Below are 21,533 nucleotides of genomic sequence, written 5' to 3' on the forward strand. Positions count from 1 at the left end.
TATTTGATTGCAGTGTCTTCCTACGCCGGCTCATTTTCCGGCCCGATCGTGGGCGAAGTAGATTTCAGTGATACGGAATTTCCCGCTGATACGCTTGCACTGGACGATCACGTCGATCGAGATTTTAAGCAGATTGCGAATATCGTCGCGGTCGAGGTCCTGTCCTCCCTCGGATTCTTTGACCAGGAGTGTCAACTGCTCGAACGCCAGGCTTGGCGAATCCGCATGGACGGTGGTGATCGAGCCGGGGTGCCCGGAGTTGATATTTCGGATGTAGTAGAATGCGGTGCCGTCACGCAGCTCCTGCAGCAGGACCCGATCCGGGCGCATGCGCAGGCACGATTCTAGCAAATCCTTCGCGCCGAGCTTTGCCAGCCCCTGCCCGCCCTTGGAATAGAACAGCCGGACATGGTTGGGGTGCGGAATCGCCAACTCCGGTGTATCTTCAATGCTGATGAGCCGTTCGTCGACTGGAATGTGCTGGATCAGCGCTTTAGAGATCGTGGTCTTGCCGGATCCCGTGGCACCGGAGATGATGATGTTCTTGCGAGCAAGAACTGCGCCTTCGAGGAACGCGCGATATTGTCCGCTGCGGTAGGTCGCAAGCAACGGATCTTCATGAGAGGTCTGATCGGTGCTCGCAACGACATTCTCGAACAAGCCGCCCTCCTCCAGATCAGCTGTGGACAGCGCAACGGATGAGGGCTTGCGGATTGTGATGGAAACGGTGTCTCGGGTTGTCGCCGGCGGGATTACGATCTGGATTCGCTCGTCATCCGGGAGGGTGGCAGAGAGAAGCGGCCGGGTCTCATCAATGCCCTGGTTTGAGAAGCTGGCGACCGCCCTCGCCAGTCGCATTTGCTTGTCGAATGAAAAATCTGGCAAATCGTGGCGCTGCCACCCTCTCGTTCCTTCCGTCAGCACCTCACCCGGTCGGTTTATAACGACCTCATAGAGACTCGTATCCTTCAAAAAGCTGTCGAGCGGCAGAAGCAATTGGCGGACGACGCCGGCATCTGAGTTTTCCGCCATCGCCTGCCTACTTCGTCACGAGATCGGACTTCGGATAGAAGTCGCCCATCACGGCGCGGTCGTAGATGGTGGTGCGCGGCTCGGTGACCCGCAGTCCGTAGATGCTGGAGAAATCGAGATCGCGTGCCACGAAGATCGAGACGAGCGAACCCTGATGCTTCACCAGCGTCGGGGGGATGTTGATCGATTGCTCGACCGCGATCGCGGCGGCATCCTTGCCCGCGCTTGTCGTGCCCTGCGCCTGCACGTCGCTGCGCTGCAACTCCTGACCAGCGTAAGCCGCGACGTCGCCGACCACCGAAAGAAGCAACGCGCTCCCGAACCGCTCCCACCAGTGAGTATCGACGTAACCATCGAAGCCAGCACGGCCTACCGCGTCGGTTGCTGGAGACGCTAGCGTGATGATAACGCCAGTCGGGGTCTTCGCGCGATTCCACAGGACGAATAGACGGCTCTGGCCGCGGCGCAGCCCCCCACGATATTCGCCGACCACCTGGGTGCCTTTTTCCATCAGTACAACGCGGCCATTGTCGGAAAGCACGTCTCGCGTGATCACGCAGCTGGTGAAGCCCGGTTGATCCGACGACAGTGCCGTTTCAAGCGCACACGGGATCGAGGTGCCCATGGCAACGATGAAATTGCGATTGCCGAGATGTCCTGCTTTCGATCCCTGCAGGACCGTCGGCTTTACCATGCGGTTAAAGCGCTGATCCTCGTTCTCGCCCTGACCCCCTGCCCCAAGCAGGCCATCGACCGGAAGAAAATTGGGGTCGGCGTTGGTTTCGGAAGTGCCGGGTGTCCTGGCGTTATTCCCCGTCTGCCCTCCACCAAACGCCATCACCGGCGCGCGTCGGGCGGCCTCCAGCAGTTCATTCACGGCAGGTTTCTCAGCCGTCTCGGTTGCCGGTGTCGGCAGCTTGATTTCGGGCACCGGGAGGACGACGGGTTCCGGCTCGACCCGGGCCGGTTCAAATTGCGTGGTCTGGCGGATCACCCCCGATCCCGGTTGTTCCACATCCTCCTTCGACCCCTGCCGCATTGACCACATGGCGAAACCCATGAAGGCAACGACCGCCAGGACAACGGCCCCGCGCTTGAGCAAAGGATTATTGTCGACCTTGCGTGCTGTGGTGGTTTGCGCTCGCTCGCCGGGGATCGTCGTTTCTGGCGTATCGGTCATGTCGGCTCCCCTCACTGTCCCGCGGCCGGAACTTTGACCACGCGTTCGACCGAGGGCGATGTGGTATTGGTTCCTGGATTGACGCCGACAGGCGAATAGGCCTCGTTGAAGATGCAGAGCGTGTCAGATCCGCGCCGCAAAATGAACTTCCTACTGATTGCGTGAACGAGAACGAGATCGCCCTGAACGGTCTTTGGCACGAGGCTTTCCGTCCCGTCGGAATTCTCGATATAGATCGCCGGCATTTCCTGATTGCCGCTAAAGGCAAAGGTCGTGACCTTGCCGTTGTCGTAAACTGCCTGCGGTTCGATTGCGGCGGAGCCTTGCGCCGAATAGCGCCAGTTGCGCGGGCCGTATTGTTCATGGATGCCGAGGACCTGATCGGCATAGCCGGCTTCGGCCGCACGCTTCTTGGTTTCGTCTTCGAGGCGACGCCGCTCGGCCTCATCGGCGGGATACCGGTACTTCACATAAAAATACGTGTTCTGCCCGGCATCGACCGACCCGTCACGCACCACCAATTCCATCTGATAGCTGCGCTTGGAGCCGTCCCGCCGTGTCGTCACGACGGATATGTTGGTAGCCGGCTGGTTCTCGCGGGGCTTGAGGAACAGGATGTGGCCGGCTGGCGCGACTTCCCAGGCAACTGTATTGCCGAGCGCCACATGGGCGATTTCCTCGTCGGGCGCGAATTCCACCTGGACCGAGGAGCGGATTGTGCCGACGATCCGCGTGATATTGTAGGGCTGGTAACTGACAAATCGTACGCGATTGTCCTGCTGCGCGCTTGCCGGAATCTCCAGCGCCTGAACAGGGAACGTGGCCAGCGCCGCAACGACGGCCGCGGCAAGGAAAGATCGTTTTATCAATTGAAGGCCTCCGGATCGGCCCGGTACTCGCTCACCACGAACCCAAGGGGGTTCACCAACCGGTCGCTTGAGGATATTGGGGCATTGGCATAGGAATAGGTGATCGTTGCCACCCAGTGGGTTGTGCGGACATCTTCGCCGCGCGTGATTGTCCGCGTGTAGCGGACTGAAACGACATTGCTGTTGATGAGCGAGATCGACTTGATCCCGATGCGGGAGGTCGCGGATCGACCATAGACGTTTTGCGGCGATTCCGGATTTCCACCGCGATAAGCGGCAGCAAAGCGTTGCTGCTCAGCCGCGTTCGACATCAGCGACGCGGTGCGGAAATTTTCCTCCGCCTCCGACCAGACATAACCTTCGCGCGCCCGGACGTAGCGAGCGGCAAAGTATTTGGTGACTTCCTCGTCATAGCTGCCGGCCGTCGACGCCATGGCCGACACCACGTCGACGATCCCGGTCGAATTATCGACCCGGATGACGAAAGGCTCGACCGTCTTCAGCGGCGTCAGTGCGACCACGGCGGCGACCGAGACGCAGGCCAGAACGCTGGCCACGATAGCCACGAACCAGGCGATGCGTTTCGAACGCTCGGCCGAAACCATCCGGTCCTGATCGAAACGACGCGCCTTATCGAAATACTCCTTGAGACTGTCGGTGGTCACCATGCCCCCTACCCTGCCCGGCAGGCGGCGTGAGAGCCGGCTTCGTCAAAGCCGGCGAAGGCCGCAGTCTTGACGGCTGCTCCAGCCGACTGATCCACGTATGCCAGTGCTGCCCCCTTCTCGACTGCGATAGAAGATTGTTGACCCCCCTGGGGTTTGCCGGCGTCCCACTCCCACATCGAACGATTAAGCGGCCGCTTCGCATAGCCGTCGCATTTGGGCAGTGGGTAACTGAGCGACGCGCAGCCGGAGACGGCCGCCAGAAGGCCCATGAGTGTAATGGTTCGTAGTATTTTCAATCTCTAACTCTCCTGGTGGCCATGGCATCAGGCCTTCTTCCCCGTAAGCTTGCCCCAACCCCAGCCGATCGTGCGCACCACAGTGTTGTTGTGCCCGTCGCGCGCTGCCGTGTAGCCATAGGTGAGCGATGCCCCTCCGTTCGCGAGCGCCGACGCAATGCCAGGCAGCTGATAAAAGACGTAGAGTGACGCGAGGCCGATGGCGCCGACGGCGATCGGCCGCATCAGGACGTCGCTGTAAGCCTCGACGGTGGTAAACATCGTCGCGAAGCTGGTGACCAGCAGTGAACCGACCGCGACGACCAGAACCTGCAGGATGACAAAATTGACGAGCTGCCCAATCCATGCCTCGGTGAAGCGCCGCGTGGACTGGAACATGGCGAGCGCGATGAAAATCGGGCCGATCGCGAGCACGATGGCAAGCGCGACGCGTGCATAGAGCGACACGACGTATCCGATCGAGGAGACGATGAACGTCACCACGATCACCACGAGACCCGCAAAGCCTGTCAGCGGATCGACCGGCCAGGACGCCTGAGCCCAGATATCGTTGGCGGACTTCTGACCCTTGTCGAGCAGGCTGTCGAACGTCGAGGCGCTTGGGGCTCCACCGGTGTTCAGGGCCTCCGAAACTTCCCTGGGCAGAATCTCGAAAAAGACGTTGGTCACATAGGTTTGGTATTCACCGGCATTCCTGACCAGCATCAGGATGATGGCGAGCTTCATCGCCCGAAAGGCAAATTCCATGATCGGTTCCTGCACCGACCCGCGCAGAATCAAGAATCCATAGAGGATCACGTAGAGCGTCAGCGCCGCCGTCAACGGACCGGTCACCCACGCGCTGATACCGCTCGTGCCGGAACTGATGAAGTTCTGCAGCGGCGTCGTGAACTGGCGATCGAGAAAATCGAAGACGGTGTACATAGCGCTATCCCCCCAGCGCCCTGTTCATGCGCTCGAGCCGGGCTTTGCCTTCCGCTTCTTCGGCATTTCGGCAATTGGGTGTCTGCCCCAGTTCGCCGGGGTTCTCGCGGCATTTTCCAATATGATCGGCGCGCAAGCTCTCGTTGGCGAGAAACTCGCTGACGGTGATGACCGTCGCCGGCGGCGGTTCCGAACACGCCGCCAGCAATGCCGTCATGACGAGAACCGCGACACGCTTCATTTCGACAACGCCGTATTCATCGTGTCGATGCGCTTGCGCCAGTCTTCCGCCTTGCGTTGATCCTCCACCTGGGCCTGTGCCTGCTGGACCATCTGTAAGCCCTGCATGCGCAGGAGATCGGTTTGCAGAAACGCACTTTCGGCCTGAATGCGCGCCTGGAGATCGGCTACATCCTTTGCGTCGCTGGCCGAGGATATCTGCTGGCGCAACTGGTCGATCCCGTCGATACGCTTGGTCGCAGCATCGTAGATCTGCTGGCCAAGGCTCATCTGACCGGCATTGCGGTTCTGGATGCGCGACAGCTCCTGGGCGTAGAAATCGTTGGCTGTGGACTTGTAGGTGGAGTTGCCTTCGAGGAATTTCGACGCAGAATCGCCGAACGTTCCCGAGCCTTTGCCGCTAAGCAGACTTTCGATGGCGCCGAAGTCTTGCGGCAGCGCTTTTCGAATCTCCGGCTGGTTGAGAAGCGAGGCGACGTCAGCCATTTTCGTGAGCTTGTTCAGCGATTGATGGAGCTGCTCGGCCTGAGCGATCTGCTTGTTGAGCGCGTCGAACTGCTCCTTCATAGCTTCAAGCTGGCTCGCCCATCGGAGGATCGCGGTCTTGTCGATCACAGGAATCCCCTGCGCGCCGACGCCGCCGGCCGACAGGGCAAGGATGGCGACGGCGGCCATCATCGAATTGCGCATACGCATCAGCCTGCACTCCTTTGCTGCTGGAAGAGAGGAAGCCAGGCTTCCGGATCGTCGCCCGTCTCCGCCCGGATCGTGTCGGCGAGTTCGACATTGGACGTGCGGCCCGACAAGACGGCAAGTTCGTCGTCGAAGCCGCCGAGGTTGAGTTCGGCGACGACGCTGTTGTGGCCTTGTTTGACGATGAAGCGGCGGCTCTCGTTGGAGAGTTCGCGCGCAATCAGCTCATATTCCCGTTCGGTCAGCTTGAAGCCGTCGACATAGTCGGCCCTGCTGCCGCGGGAGTTCGGCATGAACACCTGGGTCGGGCACTGCTCGATGATGGTGTGCGCGATCGGCGAGTTGATCGCATCCCGCGGGCTTTGCGTCGCAAACAGCATGAGGCCGTTTTGCTTGCGGATGGTCTTGAGCTTGTTCTGGGCCAGGTCGCGAAAGCCCTCGTCGGCAAGCGCCTTCCAGAACTCGTCGATGACGATGATGATGCGGCGGCCGTCGATCAGCTGCTCGACACGATGGAAGAGGTAGGCCATGAGCGGCGTGCGGATCTCCTCATTGTCGAGGAAGTCCGTCATGTCGTAGCCGACGAACTTGCCTCCGACGCCAAACTCGCCGAGACCAATATCCTCGATGACGTTGTCGAACACCCAACCGAGCGGCCCTCCCCTCTCCCAGCGGCGCAGCCGCGAGGCGATACCTTCAGGATCGGTGTTGTTGAGGAAGGTGCGCAGCGCGCCGATCGTACGCCGCTCAACCGGCAAATCGGCGAGCCCGTCGATGGCATTGGCAATATCGCGAGTTTCCGAGACGGAGAGTTCGCGCGTTTTCGAGGTGACGAGCTTGCTCACCCATTGCGCCAGGAACACCTTGTTCTCCGCCGTCAGTTCCATGCCCTTCAGCGGAGCGCAACCGGTGGGCCGCCCATTCTTGAGCGGCAGATAGGTTCCGCCGGCGGCGCGTACGAAGAGGTCGGCGCCCCGATCCTTGTCGAAGAAGACGATATGGGCGTCGAACTTTTCGCCCTGCGACAGGATGAAGTTGAGCAGCACCGTTTTGCCCGAGCCGGACGGCCCGCCAATGAAGGTGTTGCCGAGATCGCCATAGTGCAGGTTGAAGTAGAGCGGCGATCCAGACGCCGTTTTCAACATGGCAACTGCCGGCCCCCATTCGTTGCCGTCGCGTTGTCCGACCGGATAGGAATGAAAAGGCGAAAAGGCCGCGAAATTCTTCGAGGTGATCGCGCCCGACCTCACACGGTAGCGGAAGTTGCCGGGAAGCTGCGCCCACCATGCCGCTTCCAGCCCGAGGTCCTCGCGGGCGACGACGGCGCCGCCATTGGTCAGGTGGGTCCGGCTCTTGGCCAGATTGTCCGTCAGTTCCTTCACCGAGTCGGCGAAGACGGTGAGGGTCAGATGATGATCACCCAGCACGAAGCGGTTGGATTCCAGATCGTCCAGAGCATCGTCGAGCTCCTCGAGCTGCGACCCAGCCTTGTCGCCGGCGCTGACCATCTGGTTCTGTTTGCGGCCCATCACGGTCTTCGCATCGGATTTCGACAGGAACGAGAAGCTCTGGGTCAGGATCAATTCATAGGGGACGGTCAGCAATCCATCGAACATTCCAGGCCGTGTGCGAGCCGGATATTCCTTGAAGCCGAACATGCCGGCATAGCGGCTCGAACCTTCGTGGCGGATCTCGACCGTCTCGCGGCCGACGATAGCCCGGTCGGAATAGATCGCGGATGAAACACGGCCCTGGGTCAGTGGTACCGGCTCACGCCGGCCGCCCACCAGTTGGTGCAGCATTTCGCTCGGCTCGGAGAAGATCAGGCCCTCGCGCTCCTGCAGGGTGAGCACGCGCGGACCGAACCGCTTCAGGCCGGCTGTAACGTCGACGATGACGTCGTCGAGATGCTTGAGGGCATCCTCGTCAAGTTCGATCCCACGCCGCCGGGCCTTCCGCAGTTTTGAGAGAAAGGCCGCCACGCGCTCGGCAGGATCCCTGCCCGGGCGCCAGATGAGGCTGAGATAGAGATCGTTGCGGAACAGGTCCTCGCCGATCATCCGCTTGCGGTATTTGTCGTTCAGCGTTCGTGAGAATGCATTGGAGAATTCGCCATCGGGATACTCGTTGTCGCGGCGTCGGACGATATGCGTCCACAGCGCCAGCCGCTCATCGGCGATGTTACGATAAAGCGTGTTCAGATCACGGTGGAGCGCGTTGAGGTCGAGCGTGTCAGCCGTCTCGAAGGACACGCCTTCGAGCGCGATCACCACCATCAAGGCACGGGAATCGAGCGCGATTGCCCGTTCGTCGACGTGTCGCACGTAGGGGATGAAGGTCTCTGGTTCGAGCTCGCGGCTCCTGACGACTGCGGCACTAGGCAAAGCCAAGGTCCCTTTCGTCATAACGCCGGACGAGCTTCATCGGCGTAATGGTAGCTCCGCCCCAGAATCCAGTGTTGCGCGCCCTCCCCCGCGTCTCGATCCATCCGAGCAGCACCCGGAACATGTTGTGGTCGTGCTTGACGATCGCCTTGAAGATGGCATGGAAGACCAGGCCGACGAGCGCGTAAGCCACCGATCCCGCGACGATGAAGAGGATTGTCGTGAAGATCATGTTGATCCCCATCGCCTCCATCGTCACCCCGCCGATCATCGCCGGCCTGGTGCAGGCGAGAAACAGCGTGTCTTCTTCGAGCGTGGTCTTCTCGCTCATGAGCCGCCGCCGGAGATCGTGTTGACGATTTCTGTCGCGCCAAAGATGATGCCGATGCCGAGCACGACAAAGGCCGCCTTCCGCAGGTCGAGATAGCCAAACATCCATGCAATGCCGACGATGATCACGGCGATGATGGCCAGCAGCCGAGCAACATTGCCGGTCAACATGTTGACGATGTTCTGCAGCACGCTTTCGATCCCGCCCGACTGGGCGAAGCTTGGCTCGATCAGGGCCAGAGAAAATACCGCCGCCATCGCCGCGGTCGCCGCGAACGGCCTTATGCGAGCCGATAGATTCATGCGCTCATCACTCCTTTTGCTCGTTGGAAAAGACGAGGACGGAGGATCGCCGCCCTGTATTGTAGACGTCCCATCGCGGCACCGAGGCCTGCGACCGCTGGTCCTTTGAGGCCGGAGCGCTATCGATTGTGGCGGCAGACGACTCCCCTGCCCTTTCGCGCGCCGGCAGCGCCTGCGCCTGGGTCTCGACGATCTCGATTCTTCCGAGCTGGTCGGACAGTCGCGCGCGCTCGGCGAGCACCTTTTTGTCGTAGCCCACCATTTCGCCAACGGAGGCGTCACCATTGCCGTAGTAGCTTCGCAGCATGACGGCTTCCGCTTGTGTCGTCGTCGCACCGCCTTTGAGGGCAACCTGGTAGTAACCCTCGAGCAGCGCCGCGCTCGCCTTGATGTTCAGGCAGAAGTCGAATGTGTCGCCGACCGAAATCCCCAGTCGCCCCAGATTGCCTGAATTGATCCCGCCAAGCCCCAGGTCGATATCGTGGCCCTCTGCGATCAGGGTCGTCGCGGTCTCGATCGCTTCGGCTCTGGTTTTGGGCTGCTCGGCCAGCGGACGATCCGTGTTGATGCGGATGGCGAACGGCTGGAATCCGCTCTCGACGCTGATGACAGCGGCGATCGTCTCCGTGGCAACTTGCGGCGCGCAGTTTTGGGCAAGGTCGAGAAACGCCACTGGCATAGGCTAGAACCACACGCGCTGGCGGCCCGCGCCGTCGATGGTTACGTCGACATATCTCGGCTGTTCACGCACATGAGGCCGTTGCGTGACCAGTGCCTTGCAGACCTGCTTGCCGTCTTCGAAATGCCAGCGCCCTGTAGCAGCTCCATTGTCGCGATAGCCGCACATCGCGCTGTCAACGACTTTGGGCTCGTTGGAAACGCAGCCAACTTCGTTCCGGCGATCTCCCGACCTGGTGACCAGTCGGAACCCGGCATCGCAATAGTAAGGTTCGTAGCGGGGCTTCGTCGTGGAGAAGCCGACGCCGCTGCAGATCGGGAAGGATCGGCCCTTCGCCAGATGCGACCACAGCCGCTCGATTGGCGGCCGGCATTCGGCGTATTGCGTTGCGCCACCGGGATTCGAAAGGCATAGGAGAACCTGGCAGCCCCAGTCATCCGCCCGCGCAATGGAGGACGAAAAGGTGTACAATGGAACGCAGAGTAAGAAGGCAGAAAGTGCCCGAATGACCGCATTTTTCATGCCTATACCCCCGCTTGTCTCTCCATTGGCCAGCCATCCGTGAGGCGTAACCACCTTGTCATACTGCACGATAACGAATAGATAAGAAGATGCCAAGCCCATTAAACCAACGCTGGCACAACACGGTTTTTGCGACCCTGGCTACGCACGAGATCATGTCGAAACCCTTGCCTGATGAGACGCCCAACTCGCGTCTACGCCAGCTCGGCATGATGAATCTCCTCTACACCCTGCAAAAGGCGGACACGGCGCTGACGATTACAAACGTCACCGAAGTGACTGGAATGACAAGAAAAGCTGCGCAGGAAGCGATCGATCCGCTGGTCGTGCGGGGGCTTTTGAAGGAGTCGTGGGGCCGTACGTCGATCGGCCGCGGCAAGGCCCGCCAGTATGAGATTGCTCCGGAGATTTTTGAAAAGCTTCAGGGCGTCTACGGCGCTTGATCGGCGCGGCGGGACCGTCCGCCGTCCGAAAAGTCTTCCATTACATGTTAAAAACGCACAGTATTGCTTGCGCTTAATGGCGCAAGCATACTTCACGATGCGACTCACCTGCTCTCACGGGCAGACTGATTCGTTTCGCGTAGACAAACCGTGTGATGGAGAAGCTATACGGCAAAAAAGGAACGGCCCCGGAAGTTGGCGCTTCCAAGGCCGGTTCACTGAAGATCGGAATTTTTTGATGGCGCTCTTTGGCGAGAACCGCAACCTGTACAGGGTCGGATAGTCGCAAAAGCCCAAATTGGTGTCAAGGCAAAACGCCACTTCGGCGAACGAACCTGCTTGCCGTTTCGGGAGGAACCGGAATGAGCACTACTGAAGAATTTGCATCGGCCGATCGGTTGAAACCAGTGGCCGGTGTTCGACGGGTCACGCCCGCCGGCCTGGCCGCGCAGCGAGCAGCCCGTGAGTATGCTGGCGATCGGACGCTCGTCGTGAAGCGCATCGAGGCATTGCAGGTGGCCAAGCGCGCGGCGGCGGCATTGGGGCTGAAAGCTGCGAAGATCGCCATGATAGACAAGCTGTTTGGCTACTCGCCGGCAGCCGACTGGAACAGCAAGGATGCCAACCCTATCGTCTGGCCCTCAAACCAGGTGCTCGCTCAGCAACTCGGCCTTTCCGTTTCGACGGCGCGGCACCATCTTCGCGGGCTGGCGGCAGCCGGGCTTATCGCTCATGCATCCCACCCGACATTTCAACGCCGCGGCGTTCGGGACGCACATGGCCACATCGTGGAGGCCTTCGGTATCGACCTGTCGCCCATCATCATGCGCTACGATGAACTGCTGGAAATCGCTCTTGCCTACGAACGGGACGGTCGGGAGAGACGATCGCTCTGCTACCATCGTACGCAGATCCGCAGAGAGATTGAGGCTGTCCTGGCCGCGGCGCAACGCGACGTGCTGGTGGGCAACTGGCAACACTTTCATGCTCGGCTGGATCGGTTACGTGAGACCGTGCCGGGGGACCTCGAACAATTCCGCGGACTGATCGAAACGCTGACCTCTCTTCGCGACGAAGTTGAAGATGCCTATCGCGGCGCTTCAAAACCCTCAAATTTAGACACCGCGGTGCCAATTTCTCGTCACGTACAAACTACAGCAGATCTACCATCTGTAGAAGGAAGTAGAACACCATCAAGCACCGCGACCGTCCTCCACGTCGCCGGCGCACAGCCCCGGACAACTCCCCTTTCTCCCGAAAGAAGAAGAGCGGAAGCAGAATCGGCCGCTCGAAGTGATCAGAGGTCGAAACTGAGCCCAGCCGACGACATCGGGAATGTATCGCTCGACCTGGTCCAATCCGCCTGCCCTGCCCTTCGCAAACATGTTCCCGAAATCTTCGAGACCTGGACGGCGCTACGATCGTCGGGCCGTCGCCTCTGTATCGCTGCCAAGATCAATACGCAGGTATGGACCGAGGCCGAAAGCTACCTCGGGCCGGACGCTGCGATTGCCGCGCTCGCCGTCACAATGCAACGCGCGGAGGATGGTCAGGTTGCTAACCCGGGTGCGTATCTCCGAACACTCATTCAGCGCGGCAGGAAAGGTCAGTTGCGAATTAGCCGATCTTTGTTTGCTCTCGCCGACGCCAAGGCGGCACGGCTTGCGAACCACGCGTCGCGTCCGGCGCCTTCCTATCGAGGCTTCCCTTTGGGGCCGATAAACTGGACCGCTTGGGCTGACGTGGTTCGAGAGCATGCGCCGAAGCCCACTCCCGACATGGACGTCGTAGCGGACGCCTTCAGATCGTGGTGCCGCAAGGGGAATATCGATCTCGCTCAACCAAGCATCGAAAAGGCATTTATCGGTTTCTGCAAAAAATGGCGGCCGCGTTGATATGAAGCCACGAACCAATATTATAGGGAGGCGTGCCCTCCGGCTGCGCCTCATGATCTATACCATTGAAATTGCCGCGAGCTTGTTCTTGGCCTCGGGCAGGGGCACTGCGCAGGGGCTGCCCGAGACGGTTAGAGGCGAAGCGCAAATCTATGACGGCGTCACATTCGATGTGATTCAGGATGGCGGGCGGTATCGTAACGGAACCCGGATCCGCTTGGAGGCGGTTGACTCCTGCGAACTCCGGCAGAAGGCGCGCCTTGCAAATGTGGACTGGCCATGTGGCGCCGTCGCAACCGCGTGGCTCACATCCCGTACATTGGTCAAGCAGGTCGAGTGTCGACCGACCCGCGTTGTTGGAGGAGGGTATCGAGCGCAGTGCTAGGTCGATGGAATCGACATAGCAGCTTTGGGGCTCGGGCAGGGAATGTATGTCCTGGCTCTGTCAGAGCACGAGGATCCGCTGCCCGGCTATGCGGAGATTGAGGCGAAGGCAAAGGCCGCGCGCGCTGGAATCTGGTCGAGTGAATTCATGAGGCCTGCCGACTGGCGTCGCACTTATGGAACCTATAATCCCTTGTCTCCGCGATGATGACCGAGAGCAGACGGAGCGGATGGCGAGTGTCAGAGTTGCCATGTGGCAACCGCCTCCTTCACCTTGTTGATGGAGGTTGAGGCTGGTCGACGCGTGGTCTCTTGAGGCAGGTGTCGCGCTGCTTTCTCGATGGGATCGCTGCTGTAGGTGTGGGGCAGGCCCCAGGCTGGGGCAGTACAAGAGCAAAGGTATCCCGCCGAGCCGTGCTGAGAGCGAGGTGACGGCGAAGGCCACATGCCCGGAATACGGTCGAGCGAGTTCATGGCCGCCGACTGGCGCCGAGCAACTGGCGCGGATCAACATCTACCTCCACACTGATGAGCGCTAGCAGAGTGTGGGGCAGGTAGCAAACAGAGTTGCCATGTGGCAACTGTGCGCGATGCCATAGACGTAAATATCCATTAACCTTAAACTCCTTGCATATTTACCCGACTCGGCGCAATTCTACCTACGAAAAATCGGCGTAGTTGGAACAGACCCCGTAGTTATGGAAAAAGCTCGTAGCACAAAGACCCTCGCTCAGGGAACAAAGCCGCTAATGACGGATGTCATCGCCGGCGATGGCGCTGCGTTGTCAGCCGAGTTGCTGGCAATGCGTGAAGCTCTCTTTCCACCCGTCTCGAAGAAGACGCTTCGCTCTTTCTCGTCCGTAGAAACCGCAAAACTCATTGGCATCGCTGATGCATATTTGCGTCAACTTTCGATTGGCGGAAAGGGCCCACAGCCGTCGATTGGCGCGGGTGGTCGTCGGTCCTATACGCTTGACCAGATCAATGAATTGCGAGCCGTACTGGAGGAGGGCTCAAAGGGAAAGCGTTATGTACCGCACCGACGCGGTAATGAGCATTGCCAAGTGATGGCAGTGGTGAATTTCAAGGGCGGATCAGGGAAGACGACAACGGCTGCGCACCTTGCGCAGTATCTCGCATTTCAAGGGTACCGCGTACTCGCAGTCGATCTTGATCCCCAAGCCTCGTTCACCGCGCTGCACGGCTATCAACCCGAATACGATATTCAGCCGAACCAGACGATGTACGCAGCCGTCCGATATGATGACGAACGCCGCCCTCTCAGGGACGTCATCCGCAAGACCTATATTCCAGGCCTTGATATCATACCGGGAAATCTCGAGCTCATGGAGTACGAGCACGACACGCCGCGGGCTCTTGCGGAGCGAGATGCCGAGCCCTTTTTCGGACGTGTAGCGACGGCATTAGGCACTGTAGCTGATGACTACGACGTCATGATCCTCGATTGCCCTCCCCAATTGGGTTTTCTCACTCTTGGGGCGCTCTGCGCCGCGACCGGACTTCTCATCACGGTCCATCCGCAGATGCTGGATGTCATGTCGATGTGTCAGTTTCTTTTGATGGCAGCCGACATACTCCGTGTGGTGCAGGGATCAGGGGGTGATCTGGAGTACGACTTCATACGCTACATTGTGACACGCTTCGAGCCGGCGGATGCGCCGCAGACTCAGATGGTGGCATTCATGAGGTCGCTTTTTCGCGAGCGCGTCTTGAATAGCACGATGGTAAAATCTACCGCGATTTCAGACGCGGGCCTGTCGAAACAAACCCTCTATGAAGTTGGAAAAGAAAACTTCGCCAAGCAGACCTATGATCGGGCGATGGAATCTCTCGATGCCGTGAATGACGAAATCGACCGGTTGATGCAACAAGCATGGGGGAGGGCGACGTGAGCCGGAAGGATACCCTCAAGGCGATGTTGACACGCCGATCGGACGAGTTGCCACATGGCAACTCAGAGCCGACTCCCCCTACGCCCCAGCCGCCCCACCCCGTTCCGCACGTCCAGTCGGGCGCAGTTGGTGCGATGGGAAGATCGCTTGGACAAATAGCGTCTGCAGCCGAGCGCGCGAAAGCGTTAGTGGCGTCCGGTGCTGCGGTCGTTGAAATACCGGCCGATAAGCTCGCGGGATCATTCGCCCCGGATCGTCTGGACGACGAGGGCGCGGACTTTATGGTGCTTTATCAGGCGATAAAGGAATCGGGCCAGAAAAGCCCGATCCTGGTCCGGCCGCATCCAGACAAACCCGACACTTACCAGATCGCGTATGGCCACCGCAGAGCGAAGATCCTCGCAAAGCTCGGTCGGCCGGTTCGTGCCGTGGTCCAAAATCTCACGAACGAAGAGCTCGTCGTTATCCAGGGGCAAGAAAACTCGGCCCGAAAGGACCTCAGCTACATCGAGCGTGGCCTCTTCGCGCTGACACTCGAGGAGCAAGGTTTCGATAGAACCGTGATTATGTCGGCGTTGAGCATGGAGAAGACACAACTATCCCGTCTCCTTTCGCTCACCAAGTCGATTCCGAGGAGCGTGATCACCGCAATCGGTCCGGCGCCGAAGGCAGGGCGGCCGCGGTGGAATGCGCTCGCCGAGCGGCTGGCTGCACAGAAAGGTCAAAGCCGCATAGATGCTGCGGTGAACGATCCGAAGTTTCTGGAAGCGGACACGGATCAGCGCTTCGTACGGGTTTTCAACGCTCTTGCCCCGAAGAAGACAGCCAGCACCTCCAAGAGATCTGTGGTGACTGCGGCGAGCGGACAAAAGATTGCGACTGTTGAACGGACGCCTAAGTCGGTTGCCGTGGTGGTCGATATCGAGGGCTCTATGGAATTCGGCGAGTTCGTGGCAGCCCGTCTGCCCGACCTTTACCAACAATTCGAAACCGAAAAGGAGAAGACCGACTAAGCAGAACGCGAGACGTATCGGCCGCAAAAGAAAAAGGCCCCCGAAACCGCGTCCGGAAGCCCTTCTCAGTCATAAGCAAACAGAGAATCGCATTTCCGCGAATCGCAGTCAAGAGTCCCTGTTGGGATAGCGTCGTTTCGGCGAGCAGATTTCTTTTGCCTAGCAATAGGTAAAGGACAATGCAGACACATATCTCAACGACGCCCTTCGGGCGGCGAGCGCTGACGCTTGGCCAAATTGCCAGTCAGGCGACCGCAAAGGCCATGCCCAAGGAGGCCGCCGCTAACAAGTGGCAGGTCTTCCAACACATCCGTGAGGCGCGCGAGCTGCTTGGTGCGACGGATCGCTCACTGGCGATCCTCAACGCGCTGCTGTCGTTCCACCGCGAGACCGAGCTGTCGGCCGAAGGCGAACTCATCGTTTGGCCGTCGAACGAACAGCTCATGGCGCGGGCCAATGGAATTTCGCCGGCGACGCTTCGCCGCCATCTGGCGGTCCTGGTCGAATGCGGGTTGATCATTCGACGCGATAGCCCGAATGGCAAACGCTTCGCACGCAGGAGCAGGGCAGGGGAGGTCGAGCAGGCCTACGGCTTCGACCTTTCGCCGATCGTCGCGCGAGCGGAGGAAGTACGTTACCTTGCTGAGACCGTGCAGGTGGAAAAGAAGGCGTTTCGCGTGGCGAAGGAGCGGCTGACGCTGCTGCGACGCGATATCGTCAAGATGATAGACACTGGGATCGAGGAGGGCGTGCCAGGGAATTGGGGCAGGGTGCTCCAAACCTATCAGGGGATCATCTTAAAGCTCCCGCGGACCGCACCCAGGCAACTCATCGAGGGCATATGCGAGGAACTCTTTGAGCTTCACGGCGAAATTCGTGACGTGCTGGAATCCTTCACGAAAACACAAAATACGAACGCCAATGAGTCTCATTCTGAACGCCACATACAGAATTCAAATCCCGAATCCATATTTGAATCTGAACAAGACTATCGAGAAAAGGATGAAGCGAGCGGCAGCGCTGCGGAAACCGACAACGTGCGGAGCCTGCCGAAGCGTGATTTACCGTTGAGTATTGTGCTGGATGCCTGCCCTAACCTGCTGGAAATCGTTCAATCCGGCGAGATCCGCCACTGGCGCGACTTTCTTTCGGCCGCGGAACTTGGACGAACGATGCTCGGGATCAGTCCAAGTGCCTGGCAGGATGCCCAAGGCGTCATGGGTGAGGTTCAGGCCGCAATTGCATTGGCCGCGATTTACCAGCGGTCGGGCCAGATCAACAGCGCGGGCGGATACTTGCGTAGCCTTACAGACAAGGCGAGGGAAGGCAAGTTCTCCACCTGGCCGATGATCATGGCCCTGCTGCGGGCCAAGCTGGATGACAACAAGGGGCGGCAGTCCCAAGCCGAAGGCAACGCCGGCGGAGCACCGCGGCTGGAGGTCTCGGAATCGCTCGTGAAAAGCCTGCAGAAGTTAAAGCCGCTGCCATGATGCGGGCCCGCGCTTCCCACGATCAGCGTACCGGGCGTCGCCGACCAGGCATGGTCAGGGAGCGTCGTTCGTCAGCAGCCCCGATCGCTTCGCGCGGTCGAGCAGGTTCTTCACCGATGATGGAGACCACTTGGCTCCCCCGCGTGGTGTGCGCTCGTGAAGTTTCTCGAGCTGCGCCCCAATCTCCCGGAGCGTCAAATCGGGATTCGAGGCGTGGATACCAGTCACGAGGGTCATCAGCCGGTCTTCCGGAAGGCGAGGCGGCGATTTCCGAAGCAGGGCGGGATCTGCCATGTGCTCAGTGACCAGCCATCTCACGGCACGACGGAGGCGCTCGGGCGTCCAGTCCTGACCGCGTTGCTTCAGGACACGTGTGATGTCATCCCAAGTATGGTCCGGCCGCATGCGCTTCACGGTCGGAAGCCACTGGCTCGCAGTTGCCTGGATGCGTGCGCCGAAAGCTGCCTTCTGGGCGGCTGTCATCATTGCGAGCGTCTCCGGCCGACGTTCGCGGATACCGGGATTACCGGGGAGCCTACCCCTCGCCTTCGCGGCCTTTATGCCGGCCTTCGTGCGTTCGGAGATCAATGAGCGCTCCAGCTGCGCCACGGCGCCGAGGACCTGGAGCGAAAACATGCCCTGCGGCGTCGTTGTGTCGATGGGATCCCGCAGCGAGCGAAAATGTACCCCTCTTTCCGTCAGTTCCTCGATTACCTCAAGTAAATGGCTGACGGAGCGCGCCAAGCGGTCGATCCGGACGACAAGGAGTGTGTCGCCCTCGCCAACGTCGCGCAGCAGCTTGCTGAGAGCCGGCCGGGCGCGCGATGCACCGGACCCATGCTCCTGGACGATCACCTCGCAGCCGGCAGCGCGCAGTTCAATTTCCTGCGCTTCGGTTGCCTGTTCATCCGTCGACACGCGCGCATAGCCAATCAGCCGGCCCTGTGGCCGACGAAAAACTCGATTTTGGGTCTCAGCCGCCATTTGGAGCGCCTCCGAGCCGCTCATTGTTCCGTTTTCCAAATGTAGAAGATATGGATAAACGATCCTTTGGCGGCATCTCTCGCAGTCCCCCAAATCGGGAATGCTGCCAGTAGGGCAGGGGAGGGGGCTTTTAGAGCCCCGACGCCTTTGTCAGATTCACCCGGAATCTGTCACGGCGGCGCTGATATTTGCGCGTCATCTCCGCGGAGGCATGGCCGAGTTGCTTTTGCACATAGCGTTCGTCGACTTCGGCTGACGAGGCCAGGCCAGATCGCAACGAATGCCCTGCAAAAAGCTTGCTGCGCTGGCCTTCTGGCAGATCGCCGCGGACTCCAGCCACCAGCGCGGTCCGCTTGACGAGCCGCGCGACCTCCTGGTTGTTGAGCCGCTCCGATCCAACAGCCTTGCCCTGACCGGTCACCCGGCGGAACAGGGGGCCATGGACGATCCGCGCGAACTTAAGCCAGGTTTGCAGTGCTACGACAGGGCAGGTTGTATCCGATGAGCCGCGTCCGACCTCGACTTCGCGCCACCCGGTCTTGCCGCGCAACGTCAGCAGCATTCCTTTGTCCAGAACCTCCACCCAGCCGGAGGAATCCTCGGTCTGATCTCGGCCGACGTCGAGGCCGACGACTTCGGAACGGCGCAGGCCTCCGGCGAAGCCAAGCAGGAGCATGGCGCGGTCGCGCAAGCCGCGCAGGGTTCCGCGGTCGAGCGTTTCCAGCATGGCGATCAGATCCTCAGGCAACACTGCTTCCTTCTGCCGGGGCGGGGCCGCGTGCCTGTTGCGAATGCCGGCCATGACAGTAGCGATGTGCCGATCTTTGCGATCGAGCGACAACCCGCGCTGGGAATAGTTCCAAGAGAGGGAAGAAAGCCGGCGCTCGATAGTGGCCACGGAGTTTGGCTTCTTGTCGCCGGTTACGGTCCCAGAGGCGCAAGCTGTGATGTAGAGGCCGACGGTTTGCGGGTCCGGTGGCAAGGTCTCTACACCCTGGCGCCGGCACCAGCTGGCGAAATGCTTCCAGTCCGAGGCGTAGGCACGGCGCGTGTTGGCCGAGCTTGCCGCCTCGACATAGCCACGCGCCCGATCGGCGAGCGCGTCGAGATGCGCCGACATACGCGAAGTCGCTGCGGCTGGAAGGAGAGGGGAGGGCGCCTGGGCTTCGGGATCTGCATCCTCGGGAACCTGGCCCATTTCCAGGACGAGGTCGACAATGTCGGGCAGATCGTCGGGCGAACCTCGCTGGGACGCGGTGTTGTTCCACGACTGCGCGTCCGGAATATTATCCGCCGGCCCTGTGCTGTGGGACGGTCCGGAGGGTCGCGCGGAGCGATTTTCGGGGTTTTGAACGACGTTTTTGGCCATTTCTTCTATAAAGAGCATAACGACGGATAATGCAAGATTATCATTCGTTTTATCTTTACGACAAGCCGTGCGGTTTAGCGCGAAATTGTTGGTATAAACTGCGCACTTGATTTATGCTGTTGTGCATGGATTTGCTCTCGCCCGCCGCTCCAATGACGTCGAAATGGCCTCCCCGCTTGCCGGGCTGGACGCGGCCGCGTACTCACGAGATCACTGAGACCGACGCCGCATTCGCGGCCGGTATCGCCCTAAAATCGCTCGATGATCTCATCCGTGCAGAACCGCCCTGGTTTGGCTGCTGGCGCGATCGACTTGCTCTCAAATCAGCCGCTGTTGCGGCCCGAACGCTCGGTCGCAGCGAGGAAGAAACCGCCCTCCGCGACACGGTTTTATTGACGCCTGCAGGCGATGATCCCGGGCCAGCTGGCAAGCTGTTTCTGGCCACACGAATGCTGATACGCCAATCCGGGACAATCACTACCGCTTTCGTTAAGGAAGTTGCCGCTCTGCTGGGTATGAAGTGGGACGAAAGCCTTGCTTCGATTCCCGAGATCGTCGATTCTGCAAATCAGTCCGGGCGAGCAGCACCCTTCGCGGTGGCGGACCTGATAACGGCGATCTCTGCCGTTCGCCCGGACGCCGAGGTGCTGGCGCTCGGTCTGGCCGACGTTATCCTCGCGCAAAAACTAAACTGGCCAAAACCCGTGCCACTGCTGTTGCCCGAGCGGTTTGGTCCGGCGTTCCGCACCATCGGTGGTCGCGGTCGCGTCCGACCAGGCGAGCCGGCCTATCCGAAAGGGATCTGCCTGGCGCTGGTCGACGGTGTTGAGGCAGCGCTGCGGTCCGCCGTCGAGATCGATCGCCGCGCCGCGCGGTTGCTGGCGGTCGCGCCAAAGGTCCGCACCAAGGGCGCCGAGCCGGTGATCCGCCGATTGCTGACCGACGACGCCGTATCGGCCTCGGCGCCGGGCTCAAAACTGTCGCGGTGGGCGGCCAACCGGCTGTTCGAGCGTCTGGAAAGTTTCGAGGCGGTGCGCGAGCTCTCCGGTCGCTCCTCCTTCCGAATTTTTGGGTTGTGATTATGGCCGGATCTCCTGCACTCAAACCATCTCGTCGAAAGGCGAACGCCGCGGACGACCATCTGTTTGATCGGGAGTTGGAGGATTTGCCGGCAGAACTGCGCTGGCGGGAATGGATGCTGCGGGTCGAGGCTGTGATCTTTGCCTCGGCCGAGCCGGTCAGCCGCGAGACGCTGGCACGAGTGGTTGGAAAGGATTGCAGCGTCGATTTGCTCATCGACGATCTTGTCCAGGAACTAAGGGATCGCCCCTATGAATTGGCGTCGGTCGCCGGCGGCTGGCAGCACCGAACTCGACCGCGGTTCGGCGAGACGATCCGCGCGTCTTCGGCGCCGACAAGGGGAGGGGCTGCAGCCTTGTCGGAATTCGAGGCGACGGTGTTGATGGCGGTTGGATATTTCCAGCCTATCACCCGCGGCGAGCTGTCGAAGATTTTTGGCAAGGAAGTGAGCCGCGACACGATCGCAGCACTTCGAGGAGCGGGTTTTATCGGCTCCGGGCCGCGCAGCCCGACGCCGGGGGCGCCTTATACCTATGTGACGACTCCGCACTTTCTCTCTGCCTTTGGCATGGAGACGCTGCGTGACTTGCCTAACATTGAGGCCCTTGAGGACGCCGGGTTGCTTAACAGAAGCGTTGTTGCCAACGTGCCGGATGAGAACGACAACAACTATTATGAAGAAGACGGCACGAAATGATAGTATACGTGGACGGGAAGCCTATTCGGCCGCAAGTCTATATAGCTCGCTCGTTTCTACGATTTTTCCGAAGCAACGACAAAAGTACTTATTAAGTTTTCTCGCACGCGGCATGATTGGGCGACCCCGGTCGAAACAATGAGGA

21 protein-coding genes are annotated in these 21,533 nt (G+C 60.1%); 7 read left to right on the plus strand and 14 right to left on the minus strand.

Annotated elements, in window-relative coordinates; all coding sequences use genetic code 11:
• Nucleotides 1-30: 30 nt before the first annotated feature.
• The 12 genes from virB11 to IE166_RS19695 all read right to left on the minus strand — a co-directional run bounded on the left by virB11 (nucleotide 31) and on the right by IE166_RS19695 (nucleotide 10,120).
• On the minus strand, nucleotides 31-1,032 hold the full coding sequence (gene virB11, locus IE166_RS19640; RefSeq protein WP_189507356.1) for a P-type DNA transfer ATPase VirB11: 1,002 nt from the start codon (nucleotides 1,030-1,032) through the stop codon (nucleotides 31-33).
• A 7-nt stretch (nucleotides 1,033-1,039) separates the two neighbouring features.
• On the minus strand, nucleotides 1,040-2,212 hold the full coding sequence (gene virB10 / locus IE166_RS19645) for a type IV secretion system protein VirB10 (protein ID WP_189507358.1): 1,173 nt from the start codon (nucleotides 2,210-2,212) through the stop codon (nucleotides 1,040-1,042).
• Nucleotides 2,213-2,223: 11 nt separating this feature from the next.
• Nucleotides 2,224-3,078, minus strand: a complete 855-nt coding sequence (gene virB9, locus IE166_RS19650) for a P-type conjugative transfer protein VirB9 (protein ID WP_189507496.1) — start codon at nucleotides 3,076-3,078, stop codon at nucleotides 2,224-2,226.
• Entirely contained in the window at nucleotides 3,078-3,749 is a 672-nt protein-coding gene (locus tag IE166_RS19655; protein ID WP_189507360.1) for a virB8 family protein, read from the minus strand. Before IE166_RS19655 ends, virB9 begins: the two co-directional genes overlap by 1 nt.
• Before the next feature lie 323 nt (nucleotides 3,750-4,072).
• On the minus strand, nucleotides 4,073-4,969 hold the full coding sequence (locus IE166_RS19660; RefSeq protein WP_189507362.1) for a type IV secretion system protein: 897 nt from the start codon (nucleotides 4,967-4,969) through the stop codon (nucleotides 4,073-4,075).
• Between the two features lie 4 nt (nucleotides 4,970-4,973).
• Nucleotides 4,974-5,210, minus strand: a complete 237-nt coding sequence (locus IE166_RS19665) for an EexN family lipoprotein (RefSeq protein ID WP_189507364.1) — start codon at nucleotides 5,208-5,210, stop codon at nucleotides 4,974-4,976.
• Nucleotides 5,207-5,905, minus strand: coding sequence for a P-type DNA transfer protein VirB5 (virB5, locus tag IE166_RS19670; RefSeq protein ID WP_189507366.1), 699 nt, complete (start codon nucleotides 5,903-5,905; stop codon nucleotides 5,207-5,209). Before virB5 ends, IE166_RS19665 begins: the two co-directional genes overlap by 4 nt.
• Nucleotides 5,905-8,292, minus strand: a complete 2,388-nt coding sequence (locus IE166_RS19675; protein WP_456121237.1) for a VirB4 family type IV secretion/conjugal transfer ATPase — start codon at nucleotides 8,290-8,292, stop codon at nucleotides 5,905-5,907. Before IE166_RS19675 ends, virB5 begins: the two co-directional genes overlap by 1 nt.
• Nucleotides 8,279-8,617 (minus strand): type IV secretion system protein VirB3, encoded by a 339-nt coding sequence (locus tag IE166_RS19680; RefSeq protein WP_189507368.1) that lies wholly within the window; start codon nucleotides 8,615-8,617, stop codon nucleotides 8,279-8,281. Before IE166_RS19680 ends, IE166_RS19675 begins: the two co-directional genes overlap by 14 nt.
• Nucleotides 8,614-8,919 carry a TrbC/VirB2 family protein gene (locus IE166_RS19685; RefSeq protein WP_189507369.1) on the minus strand — a complete coding sequence of 102 codons (306 nt, stop codon included), beginning with the start codon at nucleotides 8,917-8,919 and terminating at the stop codon, nucleotides 8,614-8,616. Before IE166_RS19685 ends, IE166_RS19680 begins: the two co-directional genes overlap by 4 nt.
• Nucleotides 8,920-8,926: 7 nt before the next feature.
• A complete protein-coding gene (locus tag IE166_RS19690) occupies nucleotides 8,927-9,598 on the minus strand; it encodes a lytic transglycosylase domain-containing protein (RefSeq protein WP_189507371.1) in 672 nt (223 codons plus the stop codon).
• Between the two features lie 3 nt (nucleotides 9,599-9,601).
• A complete protein-coding gene (locus IE166_RS19695) occupies nucleotides 9,602-10,120 on the minus strand; it encodes a hypothetical protein (protein ID WP_189507373.1) in 519 nt (172 codons plus the stop codon).
• A 155-nt stretch (nucleotides 10,121-10,275) separates the two neighbouring features.
• Here IE166_RS19695 and IE166_RS19700 point away from each other — a divergent pair, with 155 nt between their 5' ends.
• The 5 genes from IE166_RS19700 (at nucleotide 10,276) to repC (IE166_RS19720) (ending at nucleotide 17,258) form a co-directional block, all read left to right on the plus strand.
• Entirely contained in the window at nucleotides 10,276-10,563 is a 288-nt protein-coding gene (locus tag IE166_RS19700) for a MarR family transcriptional regulator (RefSeq protein WP_237684365.1), read from the plus strand.
• Nucleotides 10,564-10,925: 362 nt separating this feature from the next.
• The gene (gene repC / locus IE166_RS19705; protein WP_189507375.1) at nucleotides 10,926-12,458 is read left to right on the plus strand and encodes a plasmid replication protein RepC; all 1,533 of its coding nucleotides are present in this window, start codon (nucleotides 10,926-10,928) and stop codon (nucleotides 12,456-12,458) included.
• 1,133 nt (nucleotides 12,459-13,591) lie between these two features.
• Nucleotides 13,592-14,755, plus strand: coding sequence for a plasmid partitioning protein RepA (repA, locus tag IE166_RS19710; RefSeq protein WP_244641622.1), 1,164 nt, complete (start codon nucleotides 13,592-13,594; stop codon nucleotides 14,753-14,755).
• Nucleotides 14,752-15,768, plus strand: coding sequence for a plasmid partitioning protein RepB (gene repB, locus IE166_RS19715; protein ID WP_244641623.1), 1,017 nt, complete (start codon nucleotides 14,752-14,754; stop codon nucleotides 15,766-15,768). The genes repA and repB overlap by 4 nt, the downstream gene beginning before the upstream one ends.
• 179 nt (nucleotides 15,769-15,947) lie before the next feature.
• Nucleotides 15,948-17,258 (plus strand): plasmid replication protein RepC, encoded by a 1,311-nt coding sequence (repC, locus tag IE166_RS19720; RefSeq protein ID WP_189507380.1) that lies wholly within the window; start codon nucleotides 15,948-15,950, stop codon nucleotides 17,256-17,258.
• 54 nt (nucleotides 17,259-17,312) lie between these two features.
• On the opposite strand, the gene IE166_RS19725 is transcribed toward repC (IE166_RS19720), so the two are convergent.
• On the minus strand, nucleotides 17,313-18,242 hold the full coding sequence (locus IE166_RS19725) for a recombinase family protein (RefSeq protein WP_189507500.1): 930 nt from the start codon (nucleotides 18,240-18,242) through the stop codon (nucleotides 17,313-17,315).
• A gap of 130 nt (nucleotides 18,243-18,372) precedes the next feature.
• Nucleotides 18,373-19,611: a site-specific integrase gene (locus IE166_RS19730; protein ID WP_189507382.1), complete on the minus strand. Its 1,239-nt coding sequence runs from the start codon at nucleotides 19,609-19,611 to the stop codon at nucleotides 18,373-18,375.
• Nucleotides 19,612-19,724: 113 nt separating this feature from the next.
• Here IE166_RS19730 and IE166_RS19735 point away from each other — a divergent pair, with 113 nt between their 5' ends.
• Both IE166_RS19735 and scpB read left to right on the plus strand, forming a co-directional pair.
• Nucleotides 19,725-20,690, plus strand: coding sequence for a DUF1403 family protein (locus tag IE166_RS19735; RefSeq protein WP_189507384.1), 966 nt, complete (start codon nucleotides 19,725-19,727; stop codon nucleotides 20,688-20,690).
• Nucleotides 20,691-20,692: 2 nt separating this feature from the next.
• Nucleotides 20,693-21,388, plus strand: coding sequence for an SMC-Scp complex subunit ScpB (gene scpB, locus IE166_RS19740; RefSeq protein ID WP_189507386.1), 696 nt, complete (start codon nucleotides 20,693-20,695; stop codon nucleotides 21,386-21,388).
• Nucleotides 21,389-21,533: the final 145 nt, after the last annotated feature.

The sequence above is a fragment of the Tianweitania populi genome (assembly GCF_014652875.1).
Lineage (GTDB): Bacteria > Pseudomonadota > Alphaproteobacteria > Rhizobiales > Rhizobiaceae > Tianweitania > Tianweitania populi.